Below are 19,492 nucleotides of genomic sequence, written 5' to 3'. Positions count from 1 at the left end.
CCATAACATTGTTATGTTGCGTCAATAGCAAAGCTGGTCCAATGTCGGCACAGATGAAAGCTCATCAGCCCATTGGACCTTCATGAACACCCCCCAGGACCCCCGGGTCCAGACGATCATCCGAGAGGCCCGCCTGCGGTTTGTGGCCGAAGGGTACGCAGCCGCGCGCATCGAGCCGATCGCGCGGGCTGCAGGTGTCTCGACCGCGACCCTGTACAGCTTCTTTGCCAGTAAATCCGATCTGTTCGAGGCCGTTATCGATACAGCCGCGAACGAGTTCTATGACCGAATCCTGTCGGTCGCCGAGGCCACCGGCCCCACGCGATCCTCGTTGGTCGAATATTTGACGCGCTATATCGAGTTTCTGTCCGACGGCTTCGTGCGCAAGATGTTCCGGCTGGTGGTTGCAGAACGACCCCGTTTTAGCGCCAAGGCGGCAAACTTCTTTGATCAGGGACGCGGAGATATCGCGCACAAACTGATCACCCTGCTCGATGCGATGGCGTCGGATGGTCTGCTGAAGCTGGAAAAACCCAGTTGGGCGGTGAGCCAACTTCTGGGCATGGTCGAGTATCCAGTCTTGCTGCTGCCGTTGGCGACAGACAAGGATCCGGTTCAGTCACGCACTGCCCGCGCTATCGCCGAGGATGCGGTCGAAACCTTCTGGGCGCGCTACGGCACCTGATTTACGGATAGAGCCGCTCAACGTCCCATTGCCCGTTGTGGCGGACGAACCGCATACGGTCGTGCAGTCTGAACTGTCGGTCGCGCCAGAACTCGATGCACACGGGTACCAGTCGCCAACCGGACCAGTGCGGCGGACGCGGTACATCCTTGCCCTCGAAGCGGGCGGTCTCCTCTGCCACGCGCTGTTCCAGCACGTCGCGGCTTTCCAGCATGCGGGACTGTGACGAAGCCCATGCGCCGATGCGGCTTTCACGCGCACGGCTGGCGAAATAGGCGTCCGCCTCTTCGGCGGTTACAGGCTCGATGACCCCACGCACCCTCACCTGACGGCGAAGCGACTTCCAGTGGAACACCAGCGCGGCCTGCGGATGGTCCGCCAGTTCCTGCCCCTTGGCACTTTCCAGATTGGAATAGAAGGTAAAGCCGCGTGCATCGATGTCCTTCAACAGGACGATGCGGGCGTCGGGCATGCCGTGGGAATCCACAGTCGCCAAGGTCATGGCGTTGGGATCGTTCAGTTCGGTCGTGCCAGCCTCTTTCAGCCAGTCCGCGAAGACAGCCATCGGGTCTGCAGCGTCAAAGATGCTGTCATCCGAGTTACGGACCAGTTGCGCCTCATAATCGGCGCGGGACGGGCTGGGTGGAATGGCTGCGTGACTCATGGCGTGCGTTATAACTCTCTCGCCTGTCGGACCCAAGTCCGCCAACGGCGTCGTTACGGTTAACGACCCTTTGACCATATTGCCGCAACAGTCTTTGTCATGGAGCAAAGACGGCTAACAATTTTCGAGGCCCGCCAGATTTTAGGCCTTACAGGGCCCACATCGGCTGCGGATTTGTCGACCGCTTTCCGGCGCGTGGCGAAGGCGGTTCACCCCGACTCGCCCAATGGCGACGTGGTGCTGTTCCGCTATGTGGTCGAAGCCTACCACCTACTGCAAAACCAGCCGCTTCCCCGCCCCGCCCTCGGTGCACCCACGCGCAATCTGCACGTCGTGCGCCCCGCTCCGGTGGCGGTCATTACCCCGCTTCAGGCCATTACTGGCGGCACCGCAGAGGTATGGATCGAAGAACGCTTGTATCGCCTACGCATTCCTGCGGGTCTTCGCCACGGTGACCGTCTGCGGCTCAAGAATATCGCCACCATCCCTGTCCGCATCCGCCCCCAGTTCGGCATCGAAGTGTTCGGGTCCGATCTCTTCGTGCACAAGCGCGTACCGGCCCATTACTTGCGTGACGGTGGCCGTATCGAGATGGATACCCCTGTCGGCCCGCAAACCGCTTGGCTGGTGCCAGACATGCAAGAGCCGGTGCAGCTTTCCTTCCCCGGCAAGGGTTTGCCCGCCCGTGGCTCACACCCTGCGGGCGACCTGTTCATCACGCTCGAAGCCCGCGACGAGCACCTGAGCGACGCTCAGCATATGCGCCAGCAGTTCACTCAGCACTGGACGACACAGGCCAGCGCGGCCTAATCCCCGTACCCATGTCACATAACAGCTTCGGTCACCTGTTCCGCATCACCACCTGGGGCGAAAGCCACGGGCCGGCCATTGGCGTCGTCGTTGATGGCTGCCCGCCCCTGATCCCGCTGACCGAAGCGGACATCCAGCCCTTCCTCGACCAGCGCAAACCGGGCGGCAGCCGCTTTGTTACCCAGCGCCAAGAGGCCGACGCGGTGAAAATCCTGTCCGGCGTGTTCGACGACGGCAACGGCCCCGTCACCACCGGCACGCCGATCAGCCTGATGATCGAAAACACCGACCAGCGCTCCAAGGACTATGGCGAGATCGCCCACGCCTTCCGCCCCGGTCATGCCGACTTCACCTATCAGGCCAAATACGGCGTGCGCGACTATCGCGGCGGCGGTCGCTCCAGCGCCCGCGAAACCGCTAGCCGCGTGGCCGCCGGAGCCGTGGCGCGCAAGGTGCTGGGCGATAGCATCCAGATCCGCGCTGGCGTGGTCCAACTGGGTCCGCACCGCATCCCCGACGAGCTGATCGACTTCAGCGCCGTCTATGACAACGCCCTGTTCGCGGCATCCAATGAAGTGGTGCCGGAATGGGAAGCCTATCTGGATACCGTGCGCAAGGCAGGCTCCAGCATCGGCGCGGTCGTGGCGCTGGAAGTCACCGGCGTGCCTGCCGGATGGGGCGCACCGCTCTATGCGAAACTGGATAGCGAACTGGCATCGGGCCTGATGACCATCAACGCCGTCAAGGGCGTGGAAATCGGCGCGGGCTTCGAGGCCGCCATGCTGTCAGGTGAGGAAAACGCCGACGAAATGCGTATCGGCCCCGATGGCGAGCCTGTCTTCCTGTCGAACAAGGCGGGCGGCATCCTCGGCGGCATCTCGACGGGCCAGCCCGTCACCGCTCGCGTGGCCTTCAAACCCACCTCCTCGATCCTCACCCACCGCCAGACCATCAATCGCGATGGTGCCGAAGTGGACCTACGCACCAAGGGCCGCCACGACCCCTGCGTCGCCCTGCGCGGCGTTCCGGTCGTTGAAGCGATGGCAGCGATTGTGCTGGCGGATGCCAAGTTGCGGCATCGGGCGCAGGTGGGCTAAGGAGCCGTAAGGGCGTCAGTATTGGTTTAAAGTTGTTGCGTGAACTCATTCAGACTTCCACACCAACCCAAGAGCGTACCAATGGCCGTCAACATCACAGATGTTCTTCAGCAGCTTGGCGACGCTCTGGATTCCGACGCCTACAATCCTGACAAGGACGGGCTCTCACCCGATGACATCAGTGACATGTTGGGCTGGATTTCAGCGGCTAACTACGGTGCTTCAGTCCTACTGAGCCGACTGCGACGCGCGGGCGTCGATCTACGTCATCCCGATGGCCGCGACCTCGACGCCTGGACCGTCGAGCAGGTTAAAATGGGTAACTCGGCGCGAAACGCGCGGCATATGTACTGCCAAGCGCACGGGATACCGCTTGAAGACTGACACCTCAGGTGTCGGCATCCTGCGCCATCGACCATTTTACAGATTACCGTTATTCAAATGAGTGTTAAGCTGCGCGCTGATGTTCCAAACGCGCGCCATTCACTAAGGATAGTACGGTGAAAAAGCCCCTATCAGTCCTATGTGTATCCCTGTTTCTGGCATCGCCCGCGATATCCCAGGAAACACTGACCGTGGGCCGTCTGCATCACGGGGAGTTGACAGCAAGCGACGTCGATCCAAACCTTCGCATGCCGGTCGATTGCTACACAATCAGCCTGCGCGCAGGAACCAACTATGCGATTGATGTTCAAGGTGAAACCACCCTTAACCCCAAACTGATTGTCATTCCCGGAGATGATACAGCCGCTCCGGACTGCAAAAGCTTTTCTGATGGCGTGGAAGGTCAAGGTGGCCAAAAAATCTCCTTTCTAACCTTCCATGCGGAGACCCCGATAAAAGTCGCTGTTGCGATCTATAGTATCGGACTTCGCAATATTGAGACTGGTCGTTACAGTCTTCGTCTAACGAGCAACGATGATAGAAGCGTTCGAATTGCGCCCGGCTCCTATTATCACGGCGAACTGATAGCCGACGACCGTCAGACATCAGAGGGTGCCCTTTTCGATTGCTACCAATTTGCCGCCACCCAAGGCGAGTTGGCGCGGTTTACCTTGGAAATGTTGGGCCCAACGCTAACGATCTTTTCCGATGACGCCTGTAAAGGCAGCGTTCTGGCACGAAGTGTGGACGCTGAGGTCTATCTGAATGTTCAAGGCCTGCGGCACACGATGCCTCGGACCGGCACCTATTCGCTAAGTGTCCGATCCCATATGTCCAGTCGCGATAGCCGCTATACGCTTAGAATGTTCGGAGGCTAGCCCGACCGGCCCGCATCCTTGATACAGGCAACGGCCTTGCGAAGTTCGGCGCTCTGCTCTTCACCCGAACCGAACAAGGCCTTCTGCGGGTTGAAAGATACGTCAAGCGTGGCTGAAGCCTCGCCAAGTCGACCCGCACAGCTCCAGATCAAGCTGTCACCATCCACTCTCGCCCAGACCACCACCGGGGCATGAACCGATGAATGCGCGGGGGCGCTCAACGCCTCGGCAATGCAGGCGGCGTAAGTGTCGGTCTCCATACACCCCGCCACAGACGATCGCGACATCTCCAGAGGTTGATCGAAATAGGCGTCGTGCTGGATCATATAGGCGCTGACGGCAGCGCCGATTGCGCGTGCCTCGCGCGCATCGCCGATGAACATGATGTTATAGGTGGGCGGTATCGAAGCCTGAACGGCGGTAGCCGCTAAAAGGGCGCTGCCAACGGCGACTGGGCTGATCACCCTTCCCCAATTCGTGACAAATCCGGCCATCATCACTCTCCGTTTCTGCTTGCTGCCAGTAAACACTGCGCGGCCCGCTGAACGTCTTCTATCGAAGGGTTATCAAGGGCGGCTCGGTTAAAAGTGGCGACCTGCCGCGATCCATCGAATCCGGCTCGACCCGTCCCGGTACAGGTCCATTCCACCGAGGCGTTGTCATGTGACGGGGCGATGGTCAGAGACACTGTTCCTTCCGGTGCCTCCATTTCCTCTAGACGGGCACCGACACAGACCGGAAGGCTGACCCATCCTCTTTGATGGGATGTCATACATCCCTGAATGGGACGTCGGTCCAGAACGCTTTCCTCGATCCAAAGGTGGTGGCCAATCAGCTTGAGAAGCAGCCGTTCGTTATCCGCCCATACATCCTGCGTAACCTCGTCGCCGTACACCTTCAATAGCGATACCCATTGAAGTTCCGGCTCCATCGCCAGAAGCGCGCCCGCAAACATCAAGCCATTGATCAAAGTATGCGCTCCCGATGAAAGCCCCACAGAGAACGACAATACTTAATTGTCGTCAAGGCATGCATCCGATCGTGATCTACCGCCAGACCATGTGACGGTGCCGAAGAACCGAACTGCTCGCCAATTCTCCACCGCTACGTTAGAAAGGAGCAGCACGTAACAATCCGTGATCATTACACCCCTATTCGTAACAGTAACTGTTCCTTATATAGCTCTCAACGAAGCAGCAACGGGCTGCACACTTTAAGCGTTGGGGAGATCACTATGATCGATGTCCGTCCTTTCAATACCCTCGGTGGCGCCAACCACGGCTGGCTGAATGCCAAGCACCACTTCTCGTTCGCCAACTATTACGATCCCAATCGTATGGGCTGGGGCCGTCTGCGCGTCTGGAACGATGACGAGATCGGTGCGAAGTCGGGCTTTCCGCCCCACCCGCACGCCGACATGGAAATCATCACCTATGTCCGCACGGGGGCGATCACCCACCAGGACTCCATGGGCAACCAGGGCCGCACGGGCGCTGGCGATGTGCAGGTCATGAGCGCCGGTACCGGTGTACGTCACGCCGAGTACAATATGGAAAACGAGCTGACGACCCTGTTCCAGATCTGGATCGAAACCGATCGTCCGGGTGCAGAACCTTCGTGGGGTCAGCGCGAGTTTCCGAAGTCGGACCGCTCGGGCAAGTTCACGGTTGTGGCTTCGGGCGACACCAACGACGGCTCGCTGAACATCAACGCCGACGCCCAAATTTTGGCCGCGACGCTGAAGGCGGGTGAGAGCCTGACCTATGACCTGAAATCCGGTCGCCGCGCCTATCTGGTTCCGGCTGTCGGTCAGGTCGACGTCAACGGCACCACGCTGAACGCCCGCGACGGCGCTGGTATCATCGACGAGCCGGTGATCACCATCACCGCCAAGGAAGATGCCGAACTGGTGATGGTCGACAGCCTGTAAGGCCGTTTGATTCCCCGAAAGCGAAAGGGCGCTGGATCACTCCAGCGCCCTTTTTCATGGCCTGCGCCAAATCATGCGGGCGTTCGGGAACGGCTGCCCCTGATCATCGACCTCGCGCCGGCTCTCGATGACAAAGCCATAGCGTTCGTAAAACTCCACGGCTTTTCGATTATGGAGGTAGACTTCCAGAGACAGTTGCTCCCGCCCCCGCGCCGCGTGGTCCAGCAGTTCGCGCCCGATCCCCTGACCCTGTGCCGTCGGATCAACGAACAGGGCGGCGATGTGGTCTTTCAGAAGGCTGGCGAAACCGGCAATCCGGCCATCTTTCACAGCCACGCGGGTCGTCGCCATGGGCAGATAGACATCCTCCATCAGCGGCTGCTGCTCGCGCAACGTCGCCTCGCCGATAAAGGGATGCGCTTGCATCGAGGCGCGTAACCAGATGTCGGAAAGTACCGCCTTATGTAGGTCCGCTTCAAACGGTACTATGTGGATCATCACTCCCCCGACTGAAGCCGCTTTGCCGGTTTCGATAATGGCACACAATCCCATGAATGCTCACCACCGCCGATCAACCTCTATCGCCACTATCGGCGCAGTAATGGTTTTGACCCTCGGCCTCAGCGGATGCGTGGCCGGAGCCGTAGTGGGCGCGGGCGCTGCCGTTGTCGGCGGCACCGCCAAGGCCACGGGTGCAGTCATCGGTGCGGGTGTAGATGCCGTCACCACGTCGGACGAAGAACTTCGCGCCAAGCGCAAAAAGGAAGAGCGCCGCTGCGAACGCCGTCAGCGCCGTGGTCAGGAATGCTGACCTGACGGTGTCGACGGCAAATCAACTCGGCAGACGGCTTATCTGACCCCGATGTATTTGTGGGTCTGGATACTGAGACGCCACTGCGGGTGTTTCAGGCAGTAGTCCATGGCCGCTTGGGTATTGGCGGCCTGATCCGGGCCATCCATCGGTTGCAGCCAGAAGCGCTCGAAATCCATGTAATCGAAACGTTCGGGCATGGCCTGTTCTTGCGGGTAGACCAGCTTCAGCTCTTGCCCCGAGGTTTGGATGACTTCGGCATCGGCCTTGGGACTGATGCAGATCCAGTCGATGCCGTCAGGGGCTTTGATGGTGCCATTGCTCTCGATGGCAATCTCGAAGCCTCGCGCATGCAGGGCGTCGATCAGCAGTGCATCCAGCTGCAGCAGAGGCTCGCCCCCCGTGCAGACAACCAACTTCGGATCGCCCTCGCGGCCGGTCCAGAAGCTGTTCACATGATCGGCCAGCAGGTCCGCAGTCTTGAACTTGCCGCCGCCATCACCGTTGGTGCCGACAAAATCCGTATCGCAGAAGGTGCAGACGGCGGTTTCGCGATCACGCTCCAGCCCGCTCCACAGATTGCAGCCCGCAAAACGAAGGAAGACCGAGACGCGCCCTGCCTGCCCCGCCTCGCCCTGAACCGTCAGGAAGCATTCCTTGACCGAATAGGTCATCAGCCTTCCTTCCACTGGCGATAGCCCGCTTCGCGCAGCTCGCACGCCGCGCATGTGCCACAGCCATAGCCCCAGTCGTGGCGGTGCTCGCGATCACCGGCATAGCAGGTGTGCGAGGCTTCGATAATAGCGTCCACCAGGGGCTCGCCGCCGATCTCGTTTGCCAACTCCCACGTCTGCGCCTTGGTCAGGTACATCAGCGGGGTTTCAATCGGCACCGGACGATCCAGACCCAGCGTCAGGGCGTGCGACATGGCGTCGATAGTTGCCTGACGGCAGTCCGGATAGCCGGAGTAATCCGTCTCACACACGCCGGTCACCAGTACGCCCAGACCCCGACGGTCTGACAGGGCTGCCGCCGTCGTCAAAAAGATCAGGTTACGCCCCGGCACGAAGGTCGCGGGAAGCCCGCGGGCGTCCATCTCGATGGCGACCTCGCTGGTCAGGCTGCTTTCCGCAATACGTCCATAACCCGTCAAATCGACCACATGGTCGTCGCCGAGGCGTTCTGCGTATTGAGGAAGCACCCGCTTCATCTCTTCACGAACCGACAAACGCGCAGACATTTCAACAGCATGTCTTTGACCGTAATCAAATCCTATGGTCTCGACTCGGCTATATTTAGCCAACGCCCAGGCCAGACAGGTGGCGCTGTCCTGCCCTCCCGAAAAGAGGACGAGGGCAGCTTGGGAAGGCGACGAGGATTGGAAAGCGTTCATGAGAAACCTGCGGTCGGCCAAAGGGCCGCGCGCATCCAGAAAGAGTACGAAAGCTCGGTAAGAAGCGGCGCTTATAGCGCCAACGCCCCTGTGCTGCAAAAAAGCAGCATTTCTACGGCTTCACAGGTGTGAACGTCCGCACAACCAACAGCTTAACCGTTCAGAAAAGAATTCCAAGCGATGTTACATTTCCTATAGTGGAGTGCGGCCTAATGCCGACGATTGAAACGCTCACAGAACGTGTGCCTCCAGTCAGCCCTCATGCCACCGTGCCCGAGGTCTTTAGCTGGTTTGCCCAGCATCCGGACACCATGGCTCTGCCCGTGGTCGACAACGGACGCCCCGTGGGTCTGATCGATCGTCAAGACTTCCTGCTGAAACTCGCCTCCCCCTTGGGCCAGAGCCGTTATTCATCGCGACCGGTGTCGCTGATCATGGATACCGAGCCGGCGATTGTGGATGCCGACGTCCGCATCGCGTCCTTCTCCCAGACCATTCTCAAATCCAGCGCGTCCACCCTGATGCGCGGTTTCATCGTGACCCATCGCGGCCAGTATTTCGGCGTGGGTACAGCGATCAAGCTGTTCCACTTCGTCAACGGGCTGCAGGCCGAACGGCTGGCGGAACAAGAAGCCCGGATTCAGGAACTCGAGTCGCGCCAACTGGATCAGCAGGCCATTGCCCAAGCAAAGGCCCTGTTCGTTCGCACACTGACCGATGCACTGGCCCCGCCCCTGGCCAATGTTCAGGCGTTTGCCGAGCTCATCAAACGCCAACCGCAGTCCCGCCAGATCCCAGAATATGTCGCCGCGATCCATAACTCAGCTGCCGAGGGCACCAGCCTGCTGCAACAGGCCCGCGATCTCGCCGCAATCGGAACCGGGAACTTTACCCTGAACCTGCAGCCCACGCCGCTGCGAGAGTTTATGGATTCCATCACGGCAGACTGGAATACTCGCGCCGAAAGCGCCGGCGTTACGATCATGGCCAGCTATGAGGGCGACACCGATCTTCTGGCACTCATCGACCCTCCGCGTTTCCGCGCAACCTATGACACTTTAATCGAGAGCGCCCTGCGCTGGTCGCGAAACGGCGTGATCGAGGTTGGGCTGAAGGCTGAACCGACTGCGGCTGGCATCCAACTTCAGGCCCGCGTCCGTGACGATGGCCCGGGTCTGGATGTGGAACAACTGGCTACGTGCTTTGGCGACCTTTCGACAACAGGCAACATCGCCTCGGCCACAGCGTGGCACCTACTGAACGCTCTGGGCGGTCGTATCTTTGCCGAGAACAATAATGGCTGCGGCACGACCTATGGCTTTGACGTCTCGGTTGAACGTGCGACCGCTGCCGTCGAGGAAGAACCCAACGTAGCCCATCTTGAAGGGCTGGACGTCATGGGCCGTCCGCACGTTCTGATCGCCGACGACAACGCGACCAACCGTGTCGTGGCCCGCGCTCTATGCGAAATGTTCGGGTGCACGTCCGAGACAGCCGAAGACGGTGCCGAAGCGCTGGAAGCGGCCAAGGACGGGCGCTTCGACATCATCCTGATGGATATCAAGATGCCGCGCATGGACGGGGTGCAAGCCACTCGCGCCATTCGGGCACTGGGTGATGATCGCGCTTCAGTGCCAATTATCGCCCTGACCGCCAATGCCGATCCTGACGATGTCACCGGCTATCTCGAAGCCGGCATGATCTGCGTGGTCGAAAAGCCGATCAAGCCCGAGCGTCTGCGTATGGCGATGATCCGTGCCATGGCATCGCGTACCGAAGTTGAAGCCTTCGGCGAACCAAATCTCCACGCAGTGAATCTTTAACCGCGTCGCTAGACAACACCTTGCGGTCGGCCCCACAGTTTGGACCGCCCTCCCCAAGGAGTTTCAATGACTAATCCTGAACTGCTCGCCATCCTGCCCCAGTTGGCAGCGGGCTCTGCACACACCCACGCACTGGGTTTCGAGTTTTTGGGCCACGAGGATCGTCGCGTGCGCATGCGCGTGCCTTATCGTCGCGAACTGGTCGGCGATCCGGCCTCCGGAGTGCTGGCAGGCGGGTTGGTCAGCACCCTGTTGGACCACGTTGGCGGCATGTCGGTATGGCTGGCGCTAAACCAGTTTCAGTCCATCGCCACGCTCGACATGCGCGTTGACTACATGCGCGCCGCTGCCCCCGGTCGTGATTTGTTGGCAGAGGCAGAGTGCTATCAGTTGAATCGCACCATGGCGTTCGTCCGCGCATGGGCTTTCGAAGACGACCCTAACGATCCGGTCGCGGCTTCACAGGCCGCCTACATCATTCACAAGCCGTCCCTGCGTGACCAAAGCCAAGGAGACGCCGAATGACCAAGCCCCTGCTCGACCACCTGCCCTATGCCCAGTTCCTGAACCTCAAGACCGAGGTCTTCGGCGATCAGGTCACGGTTGTCATGCCGTTCTCCGACCATTTAATCGGCAATCCGCTCATCCCGGCCCTCCACGGAGGAACGACAGCCGCTCTGCTTGAAATGGCAGCCATGGCGAAGGTGTCGCATCTCTATCCAAGGTTGCGTCTTCCACGTCCGATCAATGTGTCGATCGCCTATCTGCGAGTCGGCCGTGCGACCGACGTTTATGCCCGCGCAGAGATCCGCAAAGCAGGCAAGAAGGTCGCATATGTAACAGCCGAGGCCTGGCAAGAGGCTCACGACAAGCCAATTGCAACGCTTACTGCCCACTTCCAACTTGATGATTCTACAGGAGATTAGTGCGGCGGACCGATGAGTTGGTTAATAAAAGGTTAATAAGGTCTTTACGAACGAGCTTAACCGTTGTTAAACATAATTCGCCAGATCGGCGTTTTATGGGGAACACACATGGACCGCACCGAAGTCGTCACCAGCATCTCGAGCGAGCTGTACGCAACCGAACAGTCGGTTGATGCGGCTATCGCCCACGCCGCAGCCATGGTTCAGGCCATGATCGCCGGCCGTAACCAACTCTCCATTTCTCCGGTTGCCGGCACCGCCTCGCAATCGAAGGCAATGGCCACCATCGCCGCGCTGTCGGCTGCGCGTGAAGCCATCGTCGAATGCCACGCTGAAATGCAAAAAGACCACCGCCGCATGGGCTGGGGTGTCTATGCAGCCGGTCCGGTCGATAAGCCGCTGGAATGGGACGACACGCCGATCCGTCCGACCAAGGGCATGCTTCGCGCAGTGAGTTAAACACCGGAAAATTCGTTAAAATCCCTAGCGGCACTATTTGTTAGGGAATAAAATGTGAAAAAGCCCCCATCGAGTATTTCGATTGGGGGCTTTTTTGTTCACTTCGATCGCCGGATGGATTGGTGCGGCCTTGATGCTGGCCGGATGTGTCCTTGCGTTGGTTTTAGGGGGCGCTAAAGAGCGCACTGGAGCGGTAGTCTATCTGCTCTGCTGGCTCCTCTCTACATTCCTACGCGTGCAATACGGCTTTGCGATCCACGCAACAATCGCGATCTGGGTGCTCGATGTCGTTCTGCTGTTCACGTTCGGAGCTCTGATCTGGAAATCCGACAGCGCGTGGCCGGTATGGGCCGCAGCGTTGCAGCTCTTAATCATGACCTGCCAGTTTCTGGTTCTGATCAATTTTGCCCCTACGCTGTCGGCCTATTCGACAGTCGTGAACTGCTCATCGCTTGGAATTATCATTGCATTGGTATGGGGCGGCGTCACCGCTTGGCAGGAGCGGGTCGCAATCAACAGCACCTCTGACGAACTAGGTAGATATTCCTAACGTCCTAACCTATTTTGCACTTCCCCCGGGAAGTTCAAATGCCACTCACCCACGCCAAGATCTGGAAAGGCTTGGACGCTCTCGCCAAACGGGAAGGCATTTCTCCTTCCGCATTGGCACGACGCGCCGGACTGGACCCGACCAGCTTCAACCCCTCTAAACGCTTTGGTCCGGGTGACCCGCCAAGGCCGCGATGGCCCTCGACCGAAAGCGTGATGCGCGTCCTCACGGCCAGCGACACGTCACTGGCCGAGTTTGCCGCCATGGCCGACGACGCCAAAGACCAAAGCCTGCCATTGTTGGGCTTGGCCAAGGCTGGCGAGATGGGCTTTTTCTCGGACGATGGGCTGCCGCTTGCCGAGGGGTGGGAACGGACAGCTCTCCCCTCGCTACGTGAAGGGCTCTTTAGTCTGGAGATCGACGGGGATTCCATGCACCCGTTGTATCGCCCCGGTGACAAGGTGATTGTCGATCTGCTGGATACGCGTGTGCGATCTGGCGACAGGGTCGCGGTGCGAACCCTTTCAGGCGAGACGCTGGCCAAAGAACTCGGGCCGACGACGTCGCGGCATGTCCAACTCATCTCCCTGAATACTGCCTATCCGCCGCGCACGCTCCTGCGCGCAGACATCCAGTGGATGGCGCGTATCGTTTGGGTCAGCCAGTAGCTGCAGATAGCAAACGAGCCGCCCCCGTTATGGAGACGGCTCAAACGCTTACTAAGGAGTGGCTGATTACTGGGTCACGTAACGGGCGTTGACCCAGCCACCGCCAGCAATCTGCACCCACTCGCCTTGCGAACCGATTGCCGTGAAGGGCTGACCGGCCGACAGTCGGCCCGTGGTGCGATAGTTAGTACCCGGACCCGAGCGGATGTTCAGGTTGGACGAGGCACGATACATATCCTGCCCACCTTGCTGGCCAGCGCGCGCACGTTGCTGGTTACAGCCGATATACGAACCAGCAGCTGCACCCGCACCAGCGCCAACGACGGCACCCAGCGCACGCTCATTACGCGAAACCTGACTACCGGCCAGACCGCCCAAGACGGCCCCAATAGCGGCACCGGCCTGCTGACGGCCGCCAGGGGCGTCGCAGTTGGTGATGCCGTTCGCTTGCGCGTTAGCGGTCATCGGGACAGCCGTTGCACCCAGTGCAGCGATCAGTGAAGCGGTGGCCAAACCGGCCTTGAAAATCTTCGACATGGCTCTCTCCTGTCATCGAGTTGGTCGATGCAGACACAATGCGCCAGACCGTCTGAAGGCTCCCCGACAAACTCTGTCAGGATTGGTTCATGCGCAGAAAAAAGGCCGCTCTCCCGAGGGAAAGCGGCCTTATGTTCAAAACTGATCGACCGATCAGGCAGCCAGTTCGCCGTTGGCACCCTTCTCGATCAATTCGATCGATTGCGGCAGGCCATAGATGGCCGCGAACGAACCAAAGCGCGGGCCTTGCGATGCACCTAGCAGCACTTCGTATAGAGCGCCGAACCATGCGCGTAGCGGTTCGAAGCCATGCTCCTTACCGACAGCATAGACTTCGTTCTGGATGACTTCGCCGTCCGTAGTGTCTTGCGGCAATGCCTTCAAACGACCGGCGAGGTCCAGCAGAGCCGCCTTTTCTATCTCGGTCGGTGCGCGATAGACCTTCGTGGGCTTCACGAAGTCCTCGTAGTAGTTCAGCGCATAGTCCATCAGACGGTCGAGCAGCGGCTCGTTTTCCGGCGTCGCTTCCGGCAGATACTTGGCGAAATACGCCCAGAGCTGCTCCTTGCTCGACGCATTCGCCACGCCGACAAGGTTCATCATCAGCGAGAAGCTGACCGGCGACGTCGTCTCCGGCGGGTTGCCGCCGTGGATCGACCAGACCGCATTATCGATCTGCTTGTTCGGCTCTTGAGTCTTGTACTGCTCGACGAAGGACATCCAGTCGTCGGTCGCGCGCGGGATCACGCCGAAGTGCAGGCTCTTGGCCGACTTGGGCGACTGGAACATGTACCAGCTCAGCGATTCCGGCGGGCCGTAGCGCAGCCACTCTTCCATCGTCAGGCCATTGCCCTTCGACTTGGAGATCTTCTTGCCCTCGACGTCGAGGAAGAGTTCGTAGTTGAAGCCCACCGGCGGCGAGCCGTCCAGTGCACGACAGATCTTGCCGCTTTCGCGAACCGACTCGATCAGGTCCTTACCGGCCATTTCGTAGTCGACGTCCAGCGCGGTCCAGCGCATGGCCCAGTCCGGCTTCCATTGCAGCTTCACATGGCCTCCGGTGACCGGCACCTCGGTGCGACCGCCCGCAGGGTCGTCGAACACAATTGTGCCCTTCTCGAGGTTGCGCTCGAGCGTCGGGACTTGCAGAACGTGGCCGGTGATCGGGCTGATCGGCAGGAACGGCGAATAGGTCGCGCGGCGCTCTTCGCCCAGCGTCGGCAGCATGATGCCCATGATCGCGTCGTAACGCTCGAGCATCAGCAGCAGAGTCTGGTCGAAACGGCCCGACTTATAGGTCTCGCTCGACGACATAAACTCGTAGTCGAAGCCGAAGCTGTCGAGGAAGGCGCGCAGACGCGCGTTGTTGTGGGCACCGAAGCTGTCGTGGGTGCCGAACGGGTCGCGCACCTTGGTCAGCGGCAGGTGCAGGTCTTCGCGCAGCATCTCCGGGTTCGGGATACCTTCCGGCACCTTGCGGAAGCCGTCCATATCGTCCGAGAAGGCGATCAGCTTGGTTTCCCAGTGGTCCCCGGTCAGCGCACGGAACGCATTGCGCACCATGGTGGTGCGGGCGACTTCGCCGAACGTACCCATGTGCGGCAGGCCCGACGGGCCGTAGCCGGTCTCCAGAATGACTGGACGGCCAAGGCCTTCAAACTGTTTGAGAGCCTCGTCCGCCTTGCCAGCATCGATCAGGGACTGCGCAACAGCGCGGTCGGCGTCCGACAGCCGTTTTTTGAGCACGTGCGCCAGAAGATTACGGGCTTGCTCAAACGGCCACGAACGGGCCTCACGGGACAGGGTTTCAAGGTTCTGAAGCATCGGGCGGGTTTGCCGCCTCACGCGCGTGGGGTCAACGAAGACTTATGCCCACACCGGCGGTTTTTGGCGATCTATCGCGCCTTGAGCACATTGCGGATGGCCAGACTGGAGTGGATGCGCGACACCCCCGGCAGACGCGACAGCACGTCCTTGTGCAGCACTTCATAGGCCGCCATCGTCGGCGCAACCGCGCGCACCACATAGTCCGACGCCCCCGCCATCAGGTAGCAATCGCGGATTTCGGGATAGTGGCGCACGGCTTCCTCGAACCGCCGCATATATTCATCGGTCTGTTTTTCCAAAGAAATCTGCACGAAGGCGACCAACCCCTCCTCTTCCTCGGCACCCAGTAGAGCAGTGTATCCGCGAATAACCCCGCGCTGCTCCAACTGGCGAACCCGACGCAGGCATGCCGAGGCAGAAAGTCCAACAGAATCAGCAAGGTCTGCATTGCTGATGCGACCATCTACCCGAAGCCTCTGGACGATACGGCGATCCACCTCGTCAATGGTCAGCACAATTTACCACCGTGTAGCTTGAATAATGTTGCGTTTGGCTTCGCATATTCACAGAACATTGCGCAATAAGACAGGAAAATCCTGATATCTGCGCGTAGCTTTCGCAACGTCAGGCCGATAGGGCCGCACAAGGCGAGCGTGAAACATGCGTGTTCTGGTTCTAGGGGCAGGCGTTATCGGCACCACGACAGCGTGGTACTTGAACCAGGCCGGTCACGAGGTGACCGTTGTCGACCGCTTGTCCGGCGCGGCGCTGGAAACCAGCTACGCCAACGCTGGCCAGATTTCCCCAGGCTATTCGGCACCGTGGGCGGCTCCCAACATTCCGACCAAGGCAGTGAAGTGGCTGATGATGCGCCACGCGCCGCTTATCCTGCATACCCGTTTTGATCCGGCGATGATCCGCTGGACGCTACAGATGCTGCGTAACTGCACCCCTGCCCGCTATGCGGTGAACAAGGGCCGCATGGTCCGCCTCGCCGAGTACGCCCGCGATGAACTGGACCTGCTGCGCAAACAGACCGGCATACAGTACGACGGTCGCCAGCAAGGCACGCTGCAACTGTTTCGTACCGAGAAGCAGCTTAAGGACGCGCACAAGGACGTCTCGGTGCTTCAGTCCGAGGGTGTCCCGTATGAGCTGTTGGACGCCGATGGTTGCCGACGTGCGGAGCCTGGATTGGCTTTCTCGGATGTGCCGTATGTAGGCGCTCTGCGCCTTCCGGGTGACGAGACGGGCGACTGCCGTATCTTCACCCAAACCCTTGCCAAGATGGCCGAAGCTGCTGGCGTAAAGTTCCGCTGGAACGAGACGGTCAAGTCGATCAACCGCGAAGGCGACAAGATCGACAGCGTGGTGACCGACAAGGAGGCCCTGAAAGCCGATGCCTATGTGCTGGCGTTGGGCTCCTGGTCGCCGCAGATGGTCAAGGACCTCGATCTGAAACTGCCGGTGTATCCGGTGAAGGGCTACTCGATCACCGCCAACATCGTTGACGATGCGCGCGCGCCCGTTTCGACCGTGATGGACGAGAGCTACAAGATAGCCATCACGCGGCTGGGTACCCGCATCCGCGCCGGTGGCATGGCTGAACTGAACGGCTTCAACAAGGAATTGGTCGCGCGACGCCGTGCGACGCTGAACTATTCGGTTGGGAGTCTCTTCCCCGGTGCCGGTGATCTGGAGAATGCAGAGTTCTGGTGTGGCCTTCGCCCCAACACGCCCGACGGTACGCCAATCGTCGGGGCCAGCCGTTATTCCAACCTGTGGCTGAACACCGGACACGGCACGCTGGGCTGGACCATGTCGTGCGGCTCGGCGGCCGTCGTCACCGACCTGATTTCAGGCAAGACACCGGCCATCGAGACGGGCGATCTGAACCTTTCGCGCTACGGTCGATAAAGGCAGCACTTGACCGCCCGCGCGGTCAGGTGTTCACCCCGCCCTGTGAAAACTTCCGACTTCGATTTCGACCTGCCCGAGGACCGCATTGCCCTGCGGCCCGTCTCCCCGCGTGACAGCGCCCGTTTTCTGGTGGTCAAGGATGGCCAGCTAGAGGATCGCATCGTCCGCGATCTTCCGGACTTGCTTCAGCCTGGCGATGCGCTGGTGTTCAACGACACCCGCGTCATCCCTGCCCGCATGAGCGGCATCCGCGAGCGTGTCGGTCCCGAAGGCGAGACGCTGACGGTCGAGGTCGAGGCCACCCTGCACCACCGCGATGCGCCGGATGTCTGGTCGGCCTTCATGAAACCGGGCAAGCGGCTGAAAGTCGGTGACCGCGTGCGTTTCGGCACCGATACCGACCGCGCCTGCGAGATGGGCAGCGTTGACGCCACCATCGAGGCCAAGGGCGACGACGGCCTTGTCACGCTGAAGTTCGATCTGGCTGGCCCTGCGCTGGACGATGCCATCCGCAACGTCGGTGTCATGCCCCTGCCGCCCTATATCGCGGCCAAGCGCCCCGAGGACGATCAGGACCAGAAGGACTATCAGACCGTCTATGCCGAGCATGACGGTTCTGTCGCCGCACCGACGGCGGGCCTGCATTTCACGCCTGAACTGCTCGCGGCTTTGAAGGAGCGCGGTGTCTCTACCCATGCCGTGACCCTGCACGTTGGTGCCGGTACATTCCTGCCGGTGAAGGCTGACGACACCAAGGATCACAAGATGCACTCCGAATGGGGCACGGTTTCGCAAGAAACCGCCGATGCCCTGAACGAAGTGCACGCCAAGGGAGGCCGCATCGTCTGCGTCGGCACCACTTCGCTGCGTCTGCTGGAAAGCGCGACCGGCGAGGACGGCATCATCCGTCCGTTCCACGACGATACCGCCATCTTCATCACGCCGGGCTATAAGTTCCGCGCGGTCGACGTGCTGATGACCAACTTCCACCTGCCGAAGTCGACCCTGTTCATGCTGGTCAGCGCCTTTGCAGGGTTCGAGACCATGCACGCGGCCTATAAGCACGCCATTGAAAACGAGTACCGCTTCTATTCGTATGGCGACGGGAGCCTGTTGTTCAAAGCCCACTAATTGAAGGAAGCTTTGCGGTATTTGGTCGCAGTTAAGAATATCAGCGTTACACTTCTCTCCAGACAATATGAGTCGGGGAAAATCAAATGACTGATGCCATTATGGGCGGCCAAAAATACTGCAGTGGCTGCGCTACTGTTCTTCACAAGGACGCCTTCCAGTGCCCTAAGTGCGGCGCTCCGCAGATTGTCGCCGGGGCGACCGGTCAAAAGAGCAAAGTTATGGCCGTAGTGCTCGCTTTGCTTCTTGGCGGTATTGGAGCTCACAAATTCTATCTCGGTCGCGTCGGCTGGGGAATTATCTATCTGCTCTTCTGCTGGACCTTCATCCCGTCGTTAATCGCCTTCATCGAAGCCATTATCTACGTCACGATGAGTGATCAGGCGTTTGCGCAGAAATACGGCTGATACCAAGGTCAATCACATTGAGCGGCGGCCACGGCCGTCGCTTTTTTGTGTCTGCGGGTAGCAGCGATCTTTCGTTCGCTGACCTTCGCGGACTATAGAAGTCTTATGCCTACGTACTACGACACCCTGCCCGAAGATCTCTCTGCCGCTCTCGATATTCTGGCCTCGGCGGCCACGGAGCTGCGCGATCCTTGGTGGGTGTTTGGCGGGGCGGCGATGGCGCTCAGCGGGCTGACGGAATGGCATGTGCCGGACGTCGATGTGTTGTGCAGCCCGCGGGACGCCAAGACACTGATTGAGGGCCTGTATGGCGAAGTGTCACCCGATCCGGGTGAAGGCATGTTCCGTTCGCGCGTGTTCGGCCAAATTCTGACCACGCCCGTTCCCGTCGAGGTCATGGCCGAGATGGAAGTCCGCAACGGCGGCGAATGGACCATGATGACCTTCAATAGTCGTATCCCTGTGGCGGTCGACGGCGGACGCATCTATATCCCCTCCGTCGCCGAGCAGATCGAAACCTGCAAACTGTTTGGCCGCCCCAAGGACCTGCAACGCGCCGAACAGCTTCAGCGCCTGCTCTAACCGCGTAAGA

At 60.0% G+C, this 19,492-nt stretch carries 26 protein-coding genes; 17 read left to right on the top strand and 9 right to left on the bottom strand.

Annotated elements, in window-relative coordinates; genetic code table 11:
* The first annotated feature begins 82 nt into the window (after positions 1–82).
* The gene (locus LOX95_RS04060) at positions 83–685 is read left to right on the top strand and encodes a TetR/AcrR family transcriptional regulator (protein ID WP_242913194.1); all 603 of its coding nucleotides are present in this window, start codon (positions 83–85) and stop codon (positions 683–685) included.
* 1 nt (position 686) lies between these two features.
* Here the strand turns inward: LOX95_RS04060 and pdxH are convergent, their stop codons facing one another.
* A complete protein-coding gene (gene pdxH, locus LOX95_RS04055; protein WP_242913193.1) occupies positions 687–1,349 on the bottom strand; it encodes a pyridoxamine 5'-phosphate oxidase in 663 nt (220 codons plus the stop codon).
* A gap of 174 nt (positions 1,350–1,523) precedes the next feature.
* On the opposite strand from pdxH, the gene LOX95_RS04050 reads away from it, so the two are divergent.
* The 4 genes from LOX95_RS04050 (at position 1,524) to LOX95_RS04035 (ending at position 4,518) form a co-directional block, all read left to right on the top strand.
* Positions 1,524–2,159, top strand: coding sequence for a J domain-containing protein (locus tag LOX95_RS04050; RefSeq protein ID WP_242913192.1), 636 nt, complete (start codon positions 1,524–1,526; stop codon positions 2,157–2,159).
* 11 nt (positions 2,160–2,170) lie between these two features.
* Positions 2,171–3,256 (top strand): chorismate synthase, encoded by a 1,086-nt coding sequence (gene aroC / locus LOX95_RS04045; protein WP_242913191.1) that lies wholly within the window; start codon positions 2,171–2,173, stop codon positions 3,254–3,256.
* A gap of 81 nt (positions 3,257–3,337) precedes the next feature.
* Complete coding sequence (locus tag LOX95_RS04040) at positions 3,338–3,640, top strand: hypothetical protein (RefSeq protein ID WP_242913190.1); 303 nt, start codon at positions 3,338–3,340, stop codon at positions 3,638–3,640.
* A 191-nt stretch (positions 3,641–3,831) separates the two neighbouring features.
* Positions 3,832–4,518, top strand: coding sequence for a hypothetical protein (locus tag LOX95_RS04035; RefSeq protein ID WP_242913189.1), 687 nt, complete (start codon positions 3,832–3,834; stop codon positions 4,516–4,518).
* Here LOX95_RS04035 and LOX95_RS04030 read toward each other — a convergent pair.
* Complete coding sequence (locus LOX95_RS04030) at positions 4,515–4,982, bottom strand: hypothetical protein (protein ID WP_242913188.1); 468 nt, start codon at positions 4,980–4,982, stop codon at positions 4,515–4,517. The two genes, LOX95_RS04035 and LOX95_RS04030, sit on opposite strands and share 4 nt — an antisense overlap.
* Positions 4,983–5,014: 32 nt before the next feature.
* Positions 5,015–5,488: a hypothetical protein gene (locus tag LOX95_RS04025; protein ID WP_242913187.1), complete on the bottom strand. Its 474-nt coding sequence runs from the start codon at positions 5,486–5,488 to the stop codon at positions 5,015–5,017.
* Between the two features lie 264 nt (positions 5,489–5,752).
* On the opposite strand from LOX95_RS04025, the gene LOX95_RS04020 reads away from it, so the two are divergent.
* Complete coding sequence (locus tag LOX95_RS04020) at positions 5,753–6,448, top strand: pirin family protein (RefSeq protein ID WP_242913186.1); 696 nt, start codon at positions 5,753–5,755, stop codon at positions 6,446–6,448.
* 54 nt (positions 6,449–6,502) lie between these two features.
* Here the strand turns inward: LOX95_RS04020 and LOX95_RS04015 are convergent, their stop codons facing one another.
* Positions 6,503–6,946, bottom strand: a complete 444-nt coding sequence (locus LOX95_RS04015) for a GNAT family N-acetyltransferase (protein ID WP_242913185.1) — start codon at positions 6,944–6,946, stop codon at positions 6,503–6,505.
* A 103-nt stretch (positions 6,947–7,049) separates the two neighbouring features.
* Here LOX95_RS04015 and LOX95_RS04010 point away from each other — a divergent pair, with 103 nt between their 5' ends.
* Positions 7,050–7,259: a hypothetical protein gene (locus tag LOX95_RS04010; RefSeq protein WP_242913184.1), complete on the top strand. Its 210-nt coding sequence runs from the start codon at positions 7,050–7,052 to the stop codon at positions 7,257–7,259.
* Positions 7,260–7,297: 38 nt separating this feature from the next.
* On the opposite strand, the gene queE is transcribed toward LOX95_RS04010, so the two are convergent.
* Together queE and queC are read right to left on the bottom strand one after the other, a co-directional pair.
* Positions 7,298–7,933, bottom strand: a complete 636-nt coding sequence (gene queE / locus LOX95_RS04005; RefSeq protein ID WP_242913183.1) for a 7-carboxy-7-deazaguanine synthase — start codon at positions 7,931–7,933, stop codon at positions 7,298–7,300.
* Entirely contained in the window at positions 7,933–8,652 is a 720-nt protein-coding gene (gene queC / locus LOX95_RS04000) for a 7-cyano-7-deazaguanine synthase QueC (RefSeq protein WP_242913182.1), read from the bottom strand. Before queC ends, queE begins: the two co-directional genes overlap by 1 nt.
* 212 nt (positions 8,653–8,864) lie before the next feature.
* Here queC and LOX95_RS03995 point away from each other — a divergent pair, with 212 nt between their 5' ends.
* From LOX95_RS03995 to LOX95_RS03970, 6 genes are all read left to right on the top strand, one after another.
* Positions 8,865–10,475, top strand: a complete 1,611-nt coding sequence (locus LOX95_RS03995) for a response regulator (protein WP_242913181.1) — start codon at positions 8,865–8,867, stop codon at positions 10,473–10,475.
* 66 nt (positions 10,476–10,541) lie between these two features.
* The gene (locus tag LOX95_RS03990; protein ID WP_242913180.1) at positions 10,542–11,000 is read left to right on the top strand and encodes a PaaI family thioesterase; all 459 of its coding nucleotides are present in this window, start codon (positions 10,542–10,544) and stop codon (positions 10,998–11,000) included.
* A complete protein-coding gene (locus tag LOX95_RS03985; RefSeq protein WP_242913179.1) occupies positions 10,997–11,401 on the top strand; it encodes a PaaI family thioesterase in 405 nt (134 codons plus the stop codon). Before LOX95_RS03990 ends, LOX95_RS03985 begins: the two co-directional genes overlap by 4 nt.
* A 108-nt stretch (positions 11,402–11,509) precedes the next feature.
* Positions 11,510–11,860: a hypothetical protein gene (locus LOX95_RS03980; protein WP_242913178.1), complete on the top strand. Its 351-nt coding sequence runs from the start codon at positions 11,510–11,512 to the stop codon at positions 11,858–11,860.
* Between the two features lie 94 nt (positions 11,861–11,954).
* A complete protein-coding gene (locus tag LOX95_RS03975) occupies positions 11,955–12,410 on the top strand; it encodes a hypothetical protein (protein ID WP_242913177.1) in 456 nt (151 codons plus the stop codon).
* 38 nt (positions 12,411–12,448) lie between these two features.
* Complete coding sequence (locus LOX95_RS03970) at positions 12,449–13,078, top strand: S24 family peptidase (RefSeq protein WP_242913176.1); 630 nt, start codon at positions 12,449–12,451, stop codon at positions 13,076–13,078.
* Between the two features lie 66 nt (positions 13,079–13,144).
* On the opposite strand, the gene LOX95_RS03965 is transcribed toward LOX95_RS03970, so the two are convergent.
* The 3 genes from LOX95_RS03965 to LOX95_RS03955 all read right to left on the bottom strand — a co-directional run bounded on the left by LOX95_RS03965 (position 13,145) and on the right by LOX95_RS03955 (position 15,957).
* Positions 13,145–13,615, bottom strand: a complete 471-nt coding sequence (locus tag LOX95_RS03965; RefSeq protein ID WP_242913175.1) for an SH3 domain-containing protein — start codon at positions 13,613–13,615, stop codon at positions 13,145–13,147.
* A 153-nt stretch (positions 13,616–13,768) separates the two neighbouring features.
* Positions 13,769–15,439: a lysine--tRNA ligase gene (locus LOX95_RS03960; RefSeq protein ID WP_242913174.1), complete on the bottom strand. Its 1,671-nt coding sequence runs from the start codon at positions 15,437–15,439 to the stop codon at positions 13,769–13,771.
* Positions 15,440–15,510: 71 nt separating this feature from the next.
* Positions 15,511–15,957, bottom strand: coding sequence for an Lrp/AsnC family transcriptional regulator (locus LOX95_RS03955; protein ID WP_242913173.1), 447 nt, complete (start codon positions 15,955–15,957; stop codon positions 15,511–15,513).
* Positions 15,958–16,102: 145 nt separating this feature from the next.
* On the opposite strand from LOX95_RS03955, the gene LOX95_RS03950 reads away from it, so the two are divergent.
* The 4 genes from LOX95_RS03950 to LOX95_RS03935 all read left to right on the top strand — a co-directional run bounded on the left by LOX95_RS03950 (position 16,103) and on the right by LOX95_RS03935 (position 19,482).
* Complete coding sequence (locus LOX95_RS03950; RefSeq protein WP_242913172.1) at positions 16,103–17,359, top strand: D-amino acid dehydrogenase; 1,257 nt, start codon at positions 16,103–16,105, stop codon at positions 17,357–17,359.
* A 45-nt stretch (positions 17,360–17,404) separates the two neighbouring features.
* Entirely contained in the window at positions 17,405–18,493 is a 1,089-nt protein-coding gene (gene queA, locus LOX95_RS03945; RefSeq protein WP_242913171.1) for a tRNA preQ1(34) S-adenosylmethionine ribosyltransferase-isomerase QueA, read from the top strand.
* 86 nt (positions 18,494–18,579) lie between these two features.
* Complete coding sequence (locus LOX95_RS03940) at positions 18,580–18,900, top strand: TM2 domain-containing protein (protein WP_242913170.1); 321 nt, start codon at positions 18,580–18,582, stop codon at positions 18,898–18,900.
* A gap of 105 nt (positions 18,901–19,005) precedes the next feature.
* Positions 19,006–19,482 carry a hypothetical protein gene (locus LOX95_RS03935; RefSeq protein ID WP_242913169.1) on the top strand — a complete coding sequence of 159 codons (477 nt, stop codon included), beginning with the start codon at positions 19,006–19,008 and terminating at the stop codon, positions 19,480–19,482.
* The last annotated feature ends 10 nt before the right edge of the window (positions 19,483–19,492 follow it).

Origin of the sequence: Brevundimonas pishanensis (genome assembly GCF_022750635.1) — a bacterium.
Taxonomy (GTDB): Bacteria; Pseudomonadota; Alphaproteobacteria; order Caulobacterales; family Caulobacteraceae; genus Brevundimonas; species Brevundimonas pishanensis.
This window is presented reverse-complemented; position numbering and strand designations above follow the sequence as displayed.

Excerpts from the sequence above, each read along its gene's own strand:
- aroC (WP_242913191.1), top strand. The coding sequence starts at position 2,171 with ATGTCACATAACAGCTTCGGTCACCTGTTCCGCATCACCACCTGGGGC.
- LOX95_RS04060 (WP_242913194.1), top strand. The coding sequence starts at position 83 with ATGAACACCCCCCAGGACCCCCGGGTCCAGACGATCATCCGAGAGGCC.
- LOX95_RS03965 (WP_242913175.1), bottom strand. The coding sequence starts at position 13,615 with ATGTCGAAGATTTTCAAGGCCGGTTTGGCCACCGCTTCACTGATCGCT.
- pdxH (WP_242913193.1), bottom strand. The coding sequence starts at position 1,349 with ATGAGTCACGCAGCCATTCCACCCAGCCCGTCCCGCGCCGATTATGAG.
- LOX95_RS03950 (WP_242913172.1), top strand. The coding sequence starts at position 16,103 with ATGCGTGTTCTGGTTCTAGGGGCAGGCGTTATCGGCACCACGACAGCG.
- LOX95_RS03990 (WP_242913180.1), top strand. The coding sequence starts at position 10,542 with ATGACTAATCCTGAACTGCTCGCCATCCTGCCCCAGTTGGCAGCGGGC.
- LOX95_RS04020 (WP_242913186.1), top strand. The coding sequence starts at position 5,753 with ATGATCGATGTCCGTCCTTTCAATACCCTCGGTGGCGCCAACCACGGC.
- LOX95_RS04010 (WP_242913184.1), top strand. The coding sequence starts at position 7,050 with ATGGTTTTGACCCTCGGCCTCAGCGGATGCGTGGCCGGAGCCGTAGTG.
- LOX95_RS03995 (WP_242913181.1), top strand. The coding sequence starts at position 8,865 with ATGCCGACGATTGAAACGCTCACAGAACGTGTGCCTCCAGTCAGCCCT.
- LOX95_RS03970 (WP_242913176.1), top strand. The coding sequence starts at position 12,449 with ATGCCACTCACCCACGCCAAGATCTGGAAAGGCTTGGACGCTCTCGCC.
- LOX95_RS03985 (WP_242913179.1), top strand. The coding sequence starts at position 10,997 with ATGACCAAGCCCCTGCTCGACCACCTGCCCTATGCCCAGTTCCTGAAC.
- LOX95_RS04015 (WP_242913185.1), bottom strand. The coding sequence starts at position 6,946 with ATGATCCACATAGTACCGTTTGAAGCGGACCTACATAAGGCGGTACTT.
- queC (WP_242913182.1), bottom strand. The coding sequence starts at position 8,652 with ATGAACGCTTTCCAATCCTCGTCGCCTTCCCAAGCTGCCCTCGTCCTC.
- LOX95_RS03960 (WP_242913174.1), bottom strand. The coding sequence starts at position 15,439 with ATGCTTCAGAACCTTGAAACCCTGTCCCGTGAGGCCCGTTCGTGGCCG.
- LOX95_RS03980 (WP_242913178.1), top strand. The coding sequence starts at position 11,510 with ATGGACCGCACCGAAGTCGTCACCAGCATCTCGAGCGAGCTGTACGCA.
- LOX95_RS03940 (WP_242913170.1), top strand. The coding sequence starts at position 18,580 with ATGACTGATGCCATTATGGGCGGCCAAAAATACTGCAGTGGCTGCGCT.
- queE (WP_242913183.1), bottom strand. The coding sequence starts at position 7,933 with ATGACCTATTCGGTCAAGGAATGCTTCCTGACGGTTCAGGGCGAGGCG.
- LOX95_RS03935 (WP_242913169.1), top strand. The coding sequence starts at position 19,006 with ATGCCTACGTACTACGACACCCTGCCCGAAGATCTCTCTGCCGCTCTC.
- LOX95_RS04040 (WP_242913190.1), top strand. The coding sequence starts at position 3,338 with ATGGCCGTCAACATCACAGATGTTCTTCAGCAGCTTGGCGACGCTCTG.